The organism is Bacillus sp. FSL K6-2861, assembly GCF_038630725.1.
Lineage (GTDB): Bacteria > Bacillota > Bacilli > Bacillales > Bacillaceae > Bacillus > Bacillus velezensis.
Genome location: NZ_CP152037.1, coordinates 3,588,235 through 3,602,858 on the forward strand (window position 1 = coordinate 3,588,235; position 14,624 = coordinate 3,602,858).

Genomic DNA, 14,624 nt, shown 5'->3' on the forward strand with positions numbered 1-14,624 from the left:
CCCCCGACTTTTCTCACACCTGGCGTAACACCTTAATTCCCTGCACGATATTCCAAATGACCATTCCGATGAGGATCAGAAAATAAACAGCTGCTCCTGTTATCATAACAAAAACGGGCACCATACTCTCCCCCTGAGCCGTAATCAATCCGCCGACAACACCCGCGGTCACAATCAGCAATCCCGCAAACGGAATGATATGGGAAATCAGAGCGCGCATGGCATGCCGCTTCGTCTCTTTTTCATCGACGACAAAGTAAGCCACAATCGGAAGAATGAGCGGCGCGAGAAACACGCTGAAATAACAGATTGATGCGATAATCGCTTGATTTCGGTTCAATTAAAACACTCCCTGTGCCGTAATGTAAAAACCCTTCCTTATACATACGTATGACGAATGGGCGGGTTTCATTTTCATGCTAAGGACATGCTTCGTTATACGTAATTTTTGATTTCAGAGATTTCACTATAGAATCTTTTCCCCGAACCGATTACAATATGTAACAAAGCCTGACCGTATGCAAGGAGGACATACAAATGGAGAAAGATCCCGAAAACGCCCAAGTAACGGAAGAGAGTCTGCGAAATTTAATTCGCGAACAGAAAAGAATGAACAGCGAAATGCTGGCTGAATTGGAACAGATCAAAGCAGCCCCTCTTCCCATTTCCCATGATATCCAATATATAAAAGTGCTGCTGGACAGCAGCAGCACCCATATTCTGCAGGACTTAATGCATTTAAGCAAACAGCTTCCCCAACAGAAAAAAGCCTGTAACACAACAGCCCAAAACCGGTGAGTTTTGGGCTGTTTTTATTGATCTATTATGTGGCTGCCGTTTCTTTTTCAGCCAGCAATGTTTTCATCCGTTTTTTATCACGTTCCATTACCGGTTTCAGATAGCGGCCCGTATATGATTCTTCCACTTCGACAACTTCTTCAGGCGTCCCGGAGGCTACGATCGTGCCGCCGCCCGCTCCGCCTTCAGGTCCCAGGTCTACGATGTAGTCCGCCGTTTTAATGATGTCGAGATTGTGTTCAATGACCAAAACGGTATCACCGTTATCGACGAGTCTTTGAAGCACAACCAAAAGCCTTGCGATATCATCAACGTGGAGGCCTGTCGTCGGTTCGTCCAAAATATACAGCGTCCGGCCGGTGGAACGCTTATGCAGTTCGGAAGCGAGCTTGACGCGCTGCGCTTCTCCGCCTGACAGCGTCGTCGCCGGCTGGCCGAGCGTCACATACCCGAGTCCGACATCGGCAAGCGTTTGAAGCTTGCGTTTGATTTTCGGGATATTTTCAAAGAAAGACAGAGCATCTTCCACCGTCATATCCAAAACGTCAGAAATGCTTTTTCCTTTGTATGTGACCTCCAGCGTCTCCCGGTTGTAACGTTTGCCGTGGCACACTTCACACGGAACGTACACGTCAGGAAGGAAGTGCATCTCAATTTTGATGATGCCGTCGCCGCGGCAGGCCTCACAGCGCCCGCCTTTTACATTAAAACTGAACCGGCCTTTTTTATAGCCGCGCACCTTTGCTTCATTTGTCTGCGCGAATACATCGCGGATATCATCAAACACACCCGTGTAAGTTGCCGGATTTGATCTCGGTGTCCGGCCGATCGGCGCCTGGTCGATGTCGATCACCTTATCAAGGTGGTCGAGGCCTTTGATCTCTTTATGGCTTCCCGGTTTCGCTTTGGCTTTATGAAGCTTTTGCGCAAGCGCCTTATGCAGAATTTCATTCACAAGCGTGCTTTTTCCGGAACCGGAGACACCTGTCACCGCCGTAAAAGTGCCGAGCGGGAATTTGGCGTTCGCTTTTTTCAGGTTGTTTTCTGAAGCGCCTTTGATTTCAATGAACCGGCCGTCAGGCTTTCTTCTCTCCGGCGGCATCGGGATGAATTGAGCCCCTGACAAATAGCGTCCGGTCAGAGAGTCCGCATCATTCATCACTTCTTCAGGCGTCCCCGCCGATATGACGCGGCCGCCGTGAATGCCGGCGCCCGGACCGATATCTATCAAATAATCGGCAGCCATCATCGTATCCTCATCATGCTCAACGACAATCAGTGTGTTGCCGAGATCCCTCATGTTTTTCAGCGCGCTGATTAAACGGTCATTGTCACGCTGGTGAAGGCCGATGGACGGCTCATCAAGAATATACAGGACGCCTGACAAACGGGAGCCAATCTGCGTCGCAAGCCTGATACGCTGGGCTTCTCCGCCTGACAGCGTTCCCGCCGCCCGGCTCAGCGTCAGATAATCAAGACCGACTTTATCTAAGAAGCTGAGCCGCTCCACAATCTCTCTTAAAATTAAATCGGCAATCTGCATATCTTTCTCCGACAGCGTCAGGTTTTTGAAAAATTCCAGCGCATCGCCGACGGAAAGCTCGGTAATGGTTCCGATATGACGCCCGTTGACCAAAACGGCAAGCGCTTCTTTCTTCAGCCGGTAGCCTTTGCACGTCGGGCACGATTTCTGTGACATGTACTGCTCCATCTGTTCACGGATATAATCGGAGCTTGTCTCTTTATACCGTCTCTCAATATTGCGCAGCACACCTTCAAATTCAATTTCATTTTCGCGCACTTGTCCGAAATCATTCTCGTATTTAAAGTAAATCCGTTCATTGCCGCTGCCGTACAGCACTTTATCAAGCTGATGCTTCGGCAGGTCTTTGACCGGAGTCTCCATATCAATGCCGTAATGGCGGCAGACCGCCTGAAGCAGCTGCGGATAATATTGTGAACTGATCGGCGTCCACGGCGCGATGGCGTGTTCCTTTAATGACAGCTCGGGATTGGGGATGACGAGCTCAGGGTCCACTTCCAGCTTCAAGCCGAGACCGTCGCAAGTCGGACAGGCGCCGAACGGGCTGTTAAACGAAAACAGCCGGGGTTCAAGCTCCCCGATAGAAAAACCGCACAGCGGACAGGCGTGATGCTCGCTGAACATCAGCTCCTCCTGACCGATGACATCTATCATGACACGGCCTTCCCCTAAACGGAGCGCAGTTTCCAGCGAGTCGGAAAGCCGGGCGGCAACGCCTTCCTTGACAACGATCCGGTCAATGACTACTTCAATGGAATGCTTTTTGTTTTTTTCAAGTTCAATATCGTCGGAAAGCTCGGCCATTTCTCCGTCAATCCGCACCCTTACGTAACCTTGCTTTCTGATTTGGTCAAGCACTTTGACATGGGCGCCTTTTCTGCCTGAGATGATCGGCGCAAGCACTTGAAGCTTCGTCCGCTCCGAATATTCAAGAATCCGGTCAACCATCTGTTCAATCGTTTGCGACGTAATTTCAATGCCGTGCTCCGGGCAGTGCGGTTTCCCGACTCTCGCGTACAGCAGCCGGAGATAATCATAGATCTCCGTTACCGTTCCGACGGTTGACCGCGGATTGCGGCTTGTCGTTTTCTGGTCAATGCTGATCGCCGGAGAAAGCCCTTCGATCGCATCAACGTCCGGCTTATCCATCTGCCCTAAAAATTGGCGCGCATAGGCAGAAAGCGATTCAACATACCGCCTCTGTCCTTCCGCGTAAATGGTGTCAAAGGCAAGGGATGATTTTCCCGATCCGGACAGCCCCGTCACGACGACGAGCTGATCCCGCGGAATCGTTACATCAATGTTTTTTAAATTGTGCGCCCTTGCGCCTTTCACCTCGATCCGGTCAATTGCCATGTGTTCATCATCCTTCCGCTTTAAGCTCTAACAGTAAATCACGAAGCTCTGCCGCCCGCTCGAAATCAAGCGCTCTGGCCGCTTCTTTCATTTCGTGCTCCATTTGCTCAACGACTTTCTGGCGTTCTTTCTTCGTCATCTTCGCCAGTTTAGGCGCGGCTTTTGTTTTATATTCTTCTTTATCCTCAGCGGCCTGCGTCGCGCGGATCACATCGCGGATTTCCTTATTGATCGTTTGCGGCGTAATGCCGTGAATTTCGTTAAAGCGCTCCTGCTGTTCCCGGCGGCGCTTCGTTTCATTAATCGCGATTTCCATCGAATTCGTGATTTTATCGGCATACATGATGACGCGGCCTTCCGCGTTTCGTGCCGCCCGTCCGATCGTCTGAATGAGCGAACGTTCAGAACGGAGGAAGCCTTCTTTATCCGCATCGAGAATGGCGACAAGTGACACTTCCGGAATATCAAGCCCTTCCCTCAGCAGGTTGATGCCGATTAACACATCATGTTTTCCGAGGCGGAGGTCACGGATGATTTCAATCCGTTCAAGCGTCTTAATCTCGGAATGCAGATAATTGACCTTGATGCCGATTTCCTTGAGATAATCGGTCAGATCCTCTGACATTTTTTTCGTTAAAGTCGTCACGAGAACGCGTTCATTCCGTTCTATCCTCGCCTGAATCTCGCCGATCAGATCATCAATCTGTCCTTCGATCGGACGGACGTCAATGAGGGGATCGAGGAGTCCCGTCGGTCTGATGATCTGCTCGATCATTTCCGGCGTATGCTCAATTTCATACGGTCCCGGAGTCGCCGACACGTACACGATATTGTGCATGTGTTTCTCAAATTCCTCGAATCGGAGCGGACGGTTGTCAAGCGCTGACGGCAGGCGGAACCCGTGATCGACTAGCACCTGTTTTCTCGCCTGGTCACCGTTGAACATGCCGCGCACCTGCGGAATCGTCACATGTGATTCATCAACGACAATCATAAAATCGTCCGGAAAATAATCAAGCAGCGTATATGGCGTAGAGCCCGGCGGACGGAGTGTCAAATGTCTTGAATAGTTCTCGATCCCTGAGCAAAAACCCATTTCCCGCATCATTTCAAGATCGTATCTCGTCCGCTGCTCAAGCCGCTGCGCTTCAAGGAGCTTGCCGTTTTCGTGCATCACTTTCAAGCGCTCCTCAAGCTCCTGTTCAATATTCAGAATCGCTTTTTCCATCTTTTCCGCCCGGGTGACGAAGTGGGAAGCCGGAAAAATCGCGACATGGTCACGGTCGCCGAGAATTTCTCCGGTCAAAGCGTCGACCTCTCTGATCCGCTCAATTTCGTCTCCGAAAAATTCCACTCTGATACAATGTTCGTCACGGGAAGCCGGGAAGATTTCCACAACGTCTCCGCGCACGCGGAACGTCCCGCGCTGAAAGTCGATATCATTGCGGGCATACTGGATATCCACAAGCTTTCTCAGCAGCTCGTTCCGCTCAATCTCCATTTCCGGTCTGAGCGACACAACCATCTCCCGGTATTCTTCAGGCGAACCGAGACCGTATATGCATGACACACTCGCGATAATAATGACATCTCTCCGTTCAAACAGAGAGGATGTCGCGGAGTGTCTCAGTTTATCAATTTCATCATTAATGCTTGCGTCTTTCTCTATAAAAGTATCCGTTTGAGGCACGTACGCCTCCGGCTGATAGTAATCGTAATAGCTGACAAAATATTCGACAGCATTGTTCGGGAAAAACTCCTTAAACTCGCTGTACAGCTGTCCGGCAAGGGTTTTGTTATGGGCAATGACCAGTGTCGGTTTATTCACTTCTTTAATCAGATTGGACACGGTAAAGGTTTTGCCCGTCCCTGTCGCACCCAGGAGAGTCTGGTGTTTTCTGCCTTCCTGTATGCCTTTGACAAGCTTCTCAATCGCTTGCGGCTGATCTCCCTGGGGCTGATATTTCGAGACTAACTCAAAACGATCTTTCACAAAAAAGCCTCCGTTTCTTTACGAAATCTTCCTATTGATATAGTAACACAATGACGGGCAAAATCACTAAAAATACGAACTAAAGTTCGATGGTTTATTTTTACCAAGTCAATTTTTGTATAAAAAACCTGCTTTTATGGCGTAAAAGCAGGCATTCTATTTCATATTCACCATGTCAGGCATTGTCTTTCTTTTTGTCTGCTTCTTTTTTGGCCATGTACAGCCCTCCGGCCACCAGCGATACGACATCCAATCCAACGATAAAATACGTTTCGGTGTAACCCTTTAAATAGGATGCGAAAAGCAGTGCTGCTGTGAGAGCGATCGCCACATAGTGGTTAAACGTGACGCGCGTAAAAAGGACGACCAGCATAAAAGGGAAACATAATGCAAAAACGGCTTTTGTAATCACAAAAACCCTCCTCGGGAATTCTTCATCTCATCTGATTATAGTAAAAAATGAAGAATCGGACAATCGTTCCCCTGCTATCACAATACCCTTTTTCAGCAGTCTTCAATCATCTGTCAAAAAAAATGTGAATATAAATCCATTGAACCATTAACCAGATGAATCGAATTACCTTTCTTCAGCCGAAAGGATGAGAAGGTTTAGGTCTTTGTATCTTTGACAGTTTCTTCCTCCCTCTTTACAATGTAATGATAGTGTTTACTATCATTTTCTTGGATGAAGAAAAAAAGGGGGTCATACCGCATGTATTCAGTGCGATTTCAAAAAGCGGAAGAATCGAGCCGCTCTGCAGGAGCAAAAGGAATGAACCTGATTAAACTGACGAAAAACGGGCTGCCCGTTCCCGGCGGTTTCATCATTCAGACGAATGCCCTGACACGTTTTATGGAAGACAACGGGCTTCAAGCAGATCAGGAACAGATGGAGCGCGCCATTATGAACGGCACGTTTTCAAAAGAGCTTCGGGAGGAACTGACCGCGTCGTTTTATGAATTGAGAGAATCATACGCCTCTGTCGCCGTACGTTCCTCCTCCGCGTCCGAAGATCTTGAAGGGGCTTCTTTCGCGGGCCAGTACGAAACCTATTTAAATATCAAAACAGAAGAAGAGTTTCTCGGAAAAGTGAAAGAATGCTGGGCTTCCTTCTTCTCGGCGCGGGTCAGCGGTTATAAAGAGAAAATGAACAATGACACCGCAGAACCGTTAATGGGCGTTGTCGTGCAAGGGCTTATCAATTCCGAGGTTTCAGGAGTCATTTTCAGCCGCAACCCCGTCACACATGATGACGGAGAGCTGATGATCAGCGCGAGCTACGGTCTCGGAGAAGCAATCGTCTCCGGCAGCGTGACGCCCGACACATTTATCGTCAATAAAGACACATTTCAGATTGAAAAAGAAATCGGCTTAAAAGAAATGTATATCGTTTCTAAAGACGAAGGCGTGACGGAAAAAGAGACGACCGCAGACATGAGAAACCGCTTCTGCCTTGATGACGAGAGCATCAAAGAGCTTGCCATGCTGACGATAAAGACGGAAGAACTGTACGGTTATCCCGTGGATCTCGAATTCGGATTTGCCGAAAATAAGCTGTATCTGCTTCAGGCCCGGCCGATTACAACGATCGCGCAGGATCAGAAAGCGGCAGACGAAGAACGGGAATTTATCATGACGCCCCGGGATCAGAAAGAGTTTTGGCTCAATATGGAGGCCAATATAGAAGGCCCCGTCAGCCCGTTATTCGCCTCACTCATTGTGCCGGCTTTGGAATACGGCCTCAAAGAGAGCACGAAGGCATTCCCTGTAATGGGCATCGAAATCGAGCGTGTCAAACTTCATCAGGGCCGTGTTTTTTCCAGACAGCATAAGACGGACGACAAGCTGCCCGCAGAACAGTTAGAAGCGCTTTTCCCCGTCTTGGCTGACCGCATGTACGATATTATTCAGGAAACCTTTCTGCCTTTTTATCAAAAGCTGGACGAACTGGCGCATACAGACCATACGCCGGAGACTGCCCTTAATGCGTTCCGAAACCTGCAAGACTTCTATTTAAAAGGATACGCAGAACATTTCAATATTGTCTTTCCGCAGGTTGCGTTAAACATGATACTGGAATCCATGTACGGACAGGTTGAGAAAGAAAACACCTCCCTTCTGTACGAAATGCTGGCTGGCGTCATGAATAAGTCATTGGAGACTGACAGACAGCTCTGGCTGCTGTCCGGACAAGTAAAAGACAGCCCTGAGCTGCGGCGCGTCTTTACGGTTTCTCATGCCGATGAGCTGCATCAGACGCTTCTGCAATCAAATGAGGGAAAACGCTTTCTCGAACAAGTCGGTGAATTTTTACAGGAATACGGCTGGAGATCCGTGAAAAGTCATGATCTGATTGAAGAAACTTGGGCGGAAAACCCTTATTTCGCTTTGGCCAACATTCAGAACTATGTCCGGAACGGATACAATTTTGACAGTGAGTTTCATAAAACGATAGAAAAACGAAAACAGCTCTACGCCGACTTTATGGATAGAATTGAAGATGACGGCTTCCGGGAGACGTTTGACCGCTATTATCAGTGGACATTGTCTTCATCCGTCATCAAAGATGATCACCATTTTTATATTGATGCGATGCTGGACGCCAAAGCGCGCCTTTGCCTTCTGAAAATCGGCGAGCTGCTTCAAAAACAAGGCGTAATCGATGATCGGGAGGATATGTGGTACTTATACAGCGATGAAGTCGAGAAAGCGCTGGCGTCGCCGGTTCCGATGCAGGAAAAAGCCGCTGAACGAAAACAGCTCTTCCAGCAATATCAATTGCTTGAAGCCCCCGCTTATCTCGGGACTCCGACTTCGGAACAGCTGAAAATGGCTGAACAGATTACCGGCTCCATCACAGAAGATGAAAAAAACACTGAACATCAAATTTACGGACTTGCGGCGTCAAGCGGAATCGCAAGCGGCCCTGTGAAAGTCATTCGTGACGCAAGTGAATTTTCCCGTTTTTCAACAGGAGACGTGCTTGTCTGCAAAATGACGACACCGCTGTGGACCAGTCTGTTCCAGGATGCAAAGGCCGTCATTACGGACACGGGCGGCATCCTGTCACATGCGGCGATCATCGCGAGGGAATACGGGCTCCCGGCCGTTCTCGGCACACGTGCCGCGACTGACAGGCTCAACGACGGAGATATCGTCACGGTGGACGGGACAAACGGCAAGATTACGATTGTCAAACGCGCTTCATGCTAGGTTTCCCTCTTTATTGACGGGCAGGGCGGGTGTATACTTGTCCTGCCAGTATTTACGCGAGGTGAAACATGTTGAGAACGACGAACAAGAGAATTATTGACGCCGCGATGAATCTGATCATCCAAAAAGGATACCGCGCAGCGACAACAAAAGAAATCGCAGAAAAAGCAAAAGTAAGCGAAGCAACGATTTTCCGTAATTTTAAAAACAAACAAGGATTAATGAAAGCCATGATTGAACAGCAGACGCCGGTTCCGGAAAGCATGATCACTAAGGCGGAAGGCGATCTGTATGAGGATCTTCTTCATTTCGCCGCGACCCTTCTTCAGCAATTGGAACAAAAAAAAGAAGTGTTCCGCATCTGCCTGCGCGAACCGGAACTATTCGAAGACGTCCTGCAGGATATTGTCGTATATCCGCAATCCGTGAAAAAGCATTTAATCGTTTACTTTAAGGAGCTGACAAAGAAAAATATGATAAGCCCCGGCAGTGAAGAAGCTAATGCAGACGTCTTTATGACGATGATTTTCGGTTATTTTATACACCGGCTGCAGCTGGGGAAAAGAGTCATCACTCTCTCTGAGGAAACGATGCTGAAACACAGCACTGAGATTTTCATGAAAGGCATTACCGGCCGGTCATTTTCCGGCTCCAAGGAGGATGAAGGATGGGTTCAAAGAAAGAATGGGCGCTGATCGTTTCGCTTTTGCTGGGAGCCATACTCGTTCCCATCAATTCTACGATGATCGCAGTCGCCCTTTCATCCATTTCCCGCTCATTCAGCGAATCAATTGCCAGCATCACATGGGTAGTGACCGTGTATTTAATCGTGATGGCCGTGACACAGCCCATTGCCGGCAAGCTCGGTGATATGTACGGAAACAAAAAAATGTATTTATGGGGCGTCGGCCTTTTTCTCATCGCATCATTGGGGTGCGCCCTATCGCCAAGTCTTTTCTTATTGATTTTCTTCCGGGCGCTTCAGGCTGCCGGCGGCGCTTTGCTTACGCCAAACAGCATCGCCATCATCCGCCATGTCGTGTCTGAAAAACGGCTTCCGAAAGTATTCGGCTTTTTCGGCCTCGGTGCCGGGCTGGGCGCGGCTCTCGGTCCGTTTATCGGCTCTCTTTTAATTGAGAGCTTCAGCTGGCATTCGATCTTTTGGGTCAACATTCCGTTTCTTGCAATCGCACTCGTGACGGCATTAGTGATGTTTCCTAAATATAAAGAAGAAACGTCTGACGCTCCGCTTGATATCATCGGGTCCGTTTTGCTTGCCGGAAGCATTGTATCTATTATTCTTCTGACGAAAAATGAAAGCTCTTTGGGCTATTGGGTGTACGCACTGCTCATTCTCGTATTTGTTCCGCTATTTTTCAGGCGGGAGCTGCGCACGAAACATCCGATTATTGATTTTGATCTGTTTAAAAACACGACCTTTACGAGCGCCAATCTGTCGGTTCTGTTAAGCAATTTAATGATGTACGCCGTGTTATTGATTATGCCGCTCTTTATGACCGGCCACTTCAGCATGAATACGTCACACAGCGGCATGGCGCTGTCAGTCTTTTCTGTTTTCATGTCCGCCAGCAACTGGGGCGGAGCTCAGCTGCATCAGAAATGGGGCGCGCGAAGAATGATTTTTCTGTCCTTCGGGCTGATGGCCGTAGCCAATCTCTTATTTTTGCTTTTGGTTTATTCCCATTCCGTTCCGTTTCTTATGGCATCGCTTATTGTCGGAGGCATCGCGTCAGGTGCGGGGCTGACGAGCATGCAGGTATCTTCTCTTGCGACGGTAGAACCGGGCATGTCCGGCATCGCATCCGGGATTTTCTCCACCTTCCGTTATTTCGGAAGCATTATTTCTTCAGCGCTGATCGGTTTAATCTCCGGGTTTCATATTCTGTTTATCATATTGATCGGAGTTTCTGTGATCGGCTTGTTCGTATCGCTTGGTATCAAGTCCGGGGAAACCGTTCAGACGAAAAAAAGCCATTCGGCATAACGAAAAAGGTTCCGTAAGCATCTGCTTTCCGGAACCTTTTCTAGTTTTCCTTCTTCATTTTCTCTCTCAAAGTGTCACCGCAATGCCGTTTGCTCTATGAGAATCTTTTGATTTACAAGAGAAAAGGTGAATGTAAATGGCTGAGAGTTCCGATCAAGTTCGGCGCTGACATCGTAATCCGGCCGTAAAAAAAGCCCGGCCGCTGTGTTGTTAGCGGCACCAGGCTTTTTATATGTGATTTTTCATAATTAATAAAACTGAAAGCTTATTATTTCCAATGTTTTTTCTTAATTTTTTTCATAATTCTCCTTACTAAAACCTACCTAAAACAATTATTGAATATTACTTTTATAATTAAGCAAAATTAAGTAACAATCATTGAAGGATTCTCAGACTGATAAAATTTATTTTAAATATAATATTTCAAAACACATTCAAACTGTACAAAGAAAAGAAAGTCTAAATTTTTATTTTTGTGAGATTCTATCTATAGAAGGCACGGTTTTGATCCTCCTTCTAAAGTTGAGTCGCGTCACTTTAGTAGAATCATACCGTGGCTTCCCTTGTCAAAAGGCACAGTTCTTTTTTACACCACTACTTGAGACTTTAACGTTTCTCTCATTTGAATTAATTCAAAATAGAATTAATGGGGGAGATTACCCCCGTATTTCCAGGCGATCCAGGTGGGTGGCCTGGTAAATATTTTGAGTCTCTGTATCTTTAACAATAGTATTTACAATATCATTAGGATACCGATTCAAAAAAAAATGTTCTCCTTTAAACTTATGAAATTTCACGTTTCCTTCAACAACTTCACTCCATTTATGCATTTCATTGATATGAGTCGAAAAATCGCTATCCGCATAAAAAACGCTTACTCCACAACTTATTTTTTCTGCTTTGGGCTGAAACTTATAATTGTCCAAAATTATAAAATCTGCTCGCAAAATCGGAAGAAACATATCCATAATCTCTTTTGTATAAAACTCCTCTGGTATTCCCCCATATTGTTCCACCTTTGTCAAGAAAGTTTCATTAGTCATATTTTCAATGTCTTCTCTCTTTTCAAAAATATGTGGAGCATCTCGCCCAGAAAAAAACAGATGCCTTGGTTCCTTAGTTCCCATTTGCTTAAGTTTATAATATATCTCATAAGTCAATAAGGCTCCCATGCTGTGTCCAAATATAACATATTCATCGTCATATTCTAATTGTTCACTTATTCTTTTGGCGATATCTTCACTTGCTTCACCAACAGACTGGTAACAAGGCTCTGTGAATCGAGTTCCTCTTCCAGCCAATTCACATATACACAATTCATATCTATCCGGCAGTAGTTTTTTCCATTCATAATATGCATTTACCGACGCTCCAGCATATGGAATAGGAAATACTTTTATTTTATTTATTTCACTCACTCCTATGTTCAACTTGAGCCCACTATCATTACTATATAAACCTATAAGTATTCAAGATACATTTAATTGTACTTCTCTATCTCTCGCTGCTCTGCCAGCAACAAATTCACCATATCACTATAGCTATTCATACCGTCTGTCTGATTATTTGCCTTCAGATATACATCATTTACATTTCTTGAAATACTTGAAATAACACCCTCATACTTATCCCGGTACTGCTCATTTTGTTCTATATCATGCTGCACCGCCTTGGACAGACTGGACATTATATCAGACGCCTGATCTGGATCCACTTTCTTTAGCTCAGATATAGAATAATCAAATGCTAGAAAAAAACCACTGTAAAGTATCATTGGATCATCCTGCTGCTTACATGCCAGATATGCTATAAAATTTGCCTCATCCTCATGCATGAAACCACTCTGATGTGCCAATTCATGTGCCATAGTAGCAGGCACCAAGAAAACGGGCACATTAACATTGATATTGGATTCATAAGTAAAAGGGACAAAGATACCATTTATCCCTGCATGCGACATTAGCTTTGACATCACAACTGGTTTTGGTGTTGAGTATAAAGAATGCTCCAAAATAGGATATTCCTTTGATAACATTTGCATCGAGAACACTGCGTGTTGTGCATAATAATCAAAAACCTCCGGTACTTGAGCCAAAAGATCAGTGTCCGCTAACTTTTCCCTTGCCAATCCCATTTCAACGGCAAGCGACTTACTCAATTTGACCAGTTCCTCCTTGCTGTAGTTCTCTTCTTTATATTCGGTATAAGACAAAAAAGAATATCTGTAATAGTTTATTCCACCCAAAATAGTATAACAAAAATATATCACGCTACAGATCGTAACTATTCCTAGAGCACCACGATAAACTACCATCCTACGTACACCTTTACTCATGATAACCTTGCGCACATAATAAACGATATAAAATAGAAAAAGTAACACAACCAACACGACGAGCCATTCACTAACAGAAAACTTGACCCAAGAAGGTACAAATCCTACTATTTTTGACAATAACGGATATACAGACCTACTGTATTTTTCCGCCCAATCCTGATGGTTCTGCGCGTATATTGTCAGTATGTAAGCTATAACTCCAAGTGAAATCAACGGTAATCTCTTAAGTAAAAGCTTTTTTATAATGTACTCCCCCTATCCAATAAATATCAGATGTACGCCATGTAACCTAGTCATATCATTTCTTTATTTCAACATACTTTTCCTCATAAAAATCATGCTTATTAGAAAAAACATATTGATTCATAAAATCTATAGGAAGTACTTCATAAGCCCAGTAGGTACCATTAGGTCTATTACTTGAAATAACTTGTCGGGCGATTTCAGCAGCCACTGTACCCGTTAACTCTGAACTCGTTTCCATTTGTAAATTCAATCTGCACCTAACATCCTTTCCATTTTTCACTCCTGTAGCATCAATGACTAAAGCTATCCATTCCTCTTTAGGTTGCTCCTCTAAACGAATGTCTAGTTTTTTCAGGGCTTCTTCAACCGAAGACTCAAGTTGCATTTGATAAAATTGCATTGCTAAACGAAAAATATTATCATTTGCTGCTATATTGTACCAGTGGAGTTCTTGTACCGAACTAACTTCCAGAATATCAATGATCTCTTGACTTAAATACGGTTTCTTATAGACAGGGACATCCACTTCAGGTACAAATTCTTTCTTCATCATATTTATATTTTCCGTTTTTACACAATGATCACTCCAATAAGAATCTGTTTTTCCAATTACACTATGGCCACTCATTAATATATCTGAGATAGAAGTTTTCGTATAATGTTCCGCACCACCAATATAACAATTCACATACTTCGTTTCGTCTAATAAATGATTTATTACTCGTTTTAATAGCAGACCTGTAATTCCAGGACAAAAACCAGCTCCTATGTAATTTACACCGTTAGCTTTAAGCTCTATTTGCTCCTGACTCAATAATAAAGCATTGGAAGCATCGACATATTTTGCTCCTACTTCCATAGCTGCCTGAGCAACTCTATCTTTAATTATAAATTCAGGCCCTGCACAATTAATGACAACCGTACAATCAGTACAGAACGCAATCAAGTTCTCCCAGTCAGAAACATCCAGGAATTGGTAGTTAAAATTATTAAGGTTCATTAATGCTGTAGGTTCACGCCGCTGTCCGCCCTTAACAATAAAGTCTTTACATAAGTTCTTACAGATGACTTCACCGATCATTCCGCCACACCCAACAACTGCGATTTGCTCCATCCGTACGACACCCCTTT

Annotated in this window: 11 protein-coding genes; 4 read left to right on the forward strand and 7 right to left on the reverse strand. The window is 45.4% G+C overall.

The annotated features are described in order from the left end of the window. Window positions 1–13: 13 nt before the first annotated feature. The gene (locus tag NYE62_RS17925) at window positions 14–340 is read right to left on the reverse strand and encodes a hypothetical protein (protein ID WP_003151444.1); all 327 of its coding nucleotides are present in this window, start codon (window positions 338–340) and stop codon (window positions 14–16) included. A gap of 197 nt (window positions 341–537) precedes the next feature. Between NYE62_RS17925 and NYE62_RS17930 the strand changes: the two genes are divergently transcribed. Then, a complete protein-coding gene (locus NYE62_RS17930; protein WP_012118557.1) occupies window positions 538–798 on the forward strand; it encodes a hypothetical protein in 261 nt (86 codons plus the stop codon). A gap of 25 nt (window positions 799–823) precedes the next feature. On the opposite strand, the gene uvrA is transcribed toward NYE62_RS17930, so the two are convergent. The 3 genes from uvrA to NYE62_RS17945 form a co-directional block, all read right to left on the reverse strand. Continuing rightward, a complete protein-coding gene (uvrA, locus tag NYE62_RS17935) occupies window positions 824–3,697 on the reverse strand; it encodes an excinuclease ABC subunit UvrA (protein ID WP_144664408.1) in 2,874 nt (957 codons plus the stop codon). A 7-nt stretch (window positions 3,698–3,704) separates the two neighbouring features. Then, window positions 3,705–5,690, reverse strand: a complete 1,986-nt coding sequence (gene uvrB / locus NYE62_RS17940; RefSeq protein ID WP_003151439.1) for an excinuclease ABC subunit UvrB — start codon at window positions 5,688–5,690, stop codon at window positions 3,705–3,707. A gap of 175 nt (window positions 5,691–5,865) precedes the next feature. Then, the gene (locus NYE62_RS17945) at window positions 5,866–6,102 is read right to left on the reverse strand and encodes a CsbA family protein (protein WP_003151438.1); all 237 of its coding nucleotides are present in this window, start codon (window positions 6,100–6,102) and stop codon (window positions 5,866–5,868) included. A 300-nt stretch (window positions 6,103–6,402) separates the two neighbouring features. Between NYE62_RS17945 and NYE62_RS17950 the strand changes: the two genes are divergently transcribed. The 3 genes from NYE62_RS17950 to NYE62_RS17960 all read left to right on the forward strand — a co-directional run bounded on the left by NYE62_RS17950 (window position 6,403) and on the right by NYE62_RS17960 (window position 10,909). After that, entirely contained in the window at window positions 6,403–8,904 is a 2,502-nt protein-coding gene (locus tag NYE62_RS17950) for a PEP/pyruvate-binding domain-containing protein (protein ID WP_342497101.1), read from the forward strand. A gap of 71 nt (window positions 8,905–8,975) precedes the next feature. After that, window positions 8,976–9,599 (forward strand): TetR/AcrR family transcriptional regulator, encoded by a 624-nt coding sequence (locus NYE62_RS17955; protein WP_015240677.1) that lies wholly within the window; start codon window positions 8,976–8,978, stop codon window positions 9,597–9,599. Beyond that, the gene (locus tag NYE62_RS17960) at window positions 9,572–10,909 is read left to right on the forward strand and encodes an MFS transporter (RefSeq protein ID WP_007407455.1); all 1,338 of its coding nucleotides are present in this window, start codon (window positions 9,572–9,574) and stop codon (window positions 10,907–10,909) included. The genes NYE62_RS17955 and NYE62_RS17960 overlap by 28 nt, the downstream gene beginning before the upstream one ends. 656 nt (window positions 10,910–11,565) lie before the next feature. Here the strand turns inward: NYE62_RS17960 and NYE62_RS17965 are convergent. The 3 genes from NYE62_RS17965 to NYE62_RS17975 form a co-directional block, all read right to left on the reverse strand. Beyond that, on the reverse strand, window positions 11,566–12,339 hold the full coding sequence (locus tag NYE62_RS17965; protein WP_042635520.1) for a thioesterase domain-containing protein: 774 nt from the start codon (window positions 12,337–12,339) through the stop codon (window positions 11,566–11,568). 50 nt (window positions 12,340–12,389) lie between these two features. Continuing rightward, on the reverse strand, window positions 12,390–13,460 hold the full coding sequence (locus NYE62_RS17970) for a DUF3810 domain-containing protein (protein WP_040238845.1): 1,071 nt from the start codon (window positions 13,458–13,460) through the stop codon (window positions 12,390–12,392). Between the two features lie 85 nt (window positions 13,461–13,545). Beyond that, on the reverse strand, window positions 13,546–14,607 hold the full coding sequence (locus tag NYE62_RS17975; RefSeq protein WP_040238843.1) for a saccharopine dehydrogenase NADP-binding domain-containing protein: 1,062 nt from the start codon (window positions 14,605–14,607) through the stop codon (window positions 13,546–13,548). Window positions 14,608–14,624: the final 17 nt, after the last annotated feature.

Coding starts and splice junctions, on each gene's coding strand:
- NYE62_RS17930 (WP_012118557.1), top strand. CDS start 538: ATGGAGAAAGATCCCGAAAACGCCCAAGTAACGGAAGAGAGTCTGCGA.
- uvrA (WP_144664408.1), bottom strand. CDS start 3,697: ATGGCAATTGACCGGATCGAGGTGAAAGGCGCAAGGGCGCACAATTTA.
- NYE62_RS17950 (WP_342497101.1), top strand. CDS start 6,403: ATGTATTCAGTGCGATTTCAAAAAGCGGAAGAATCGAGCCGCTCTGCA.
- NYE62_RS17960 (WP_007407455.1), top strand. CDS start 9,572: ATGGGTTCAAAGAAAGAATGGGCGCTGATCGTTTCGCTTTTGCTGGGA.
- NYE62_RS17975 (WP_040238843.1), bottom strand. CDS start 14,607: ATGGAGCAAATCGCAGTTGTTGGGTGTGGCGGAATGATCGGTGAAGTC.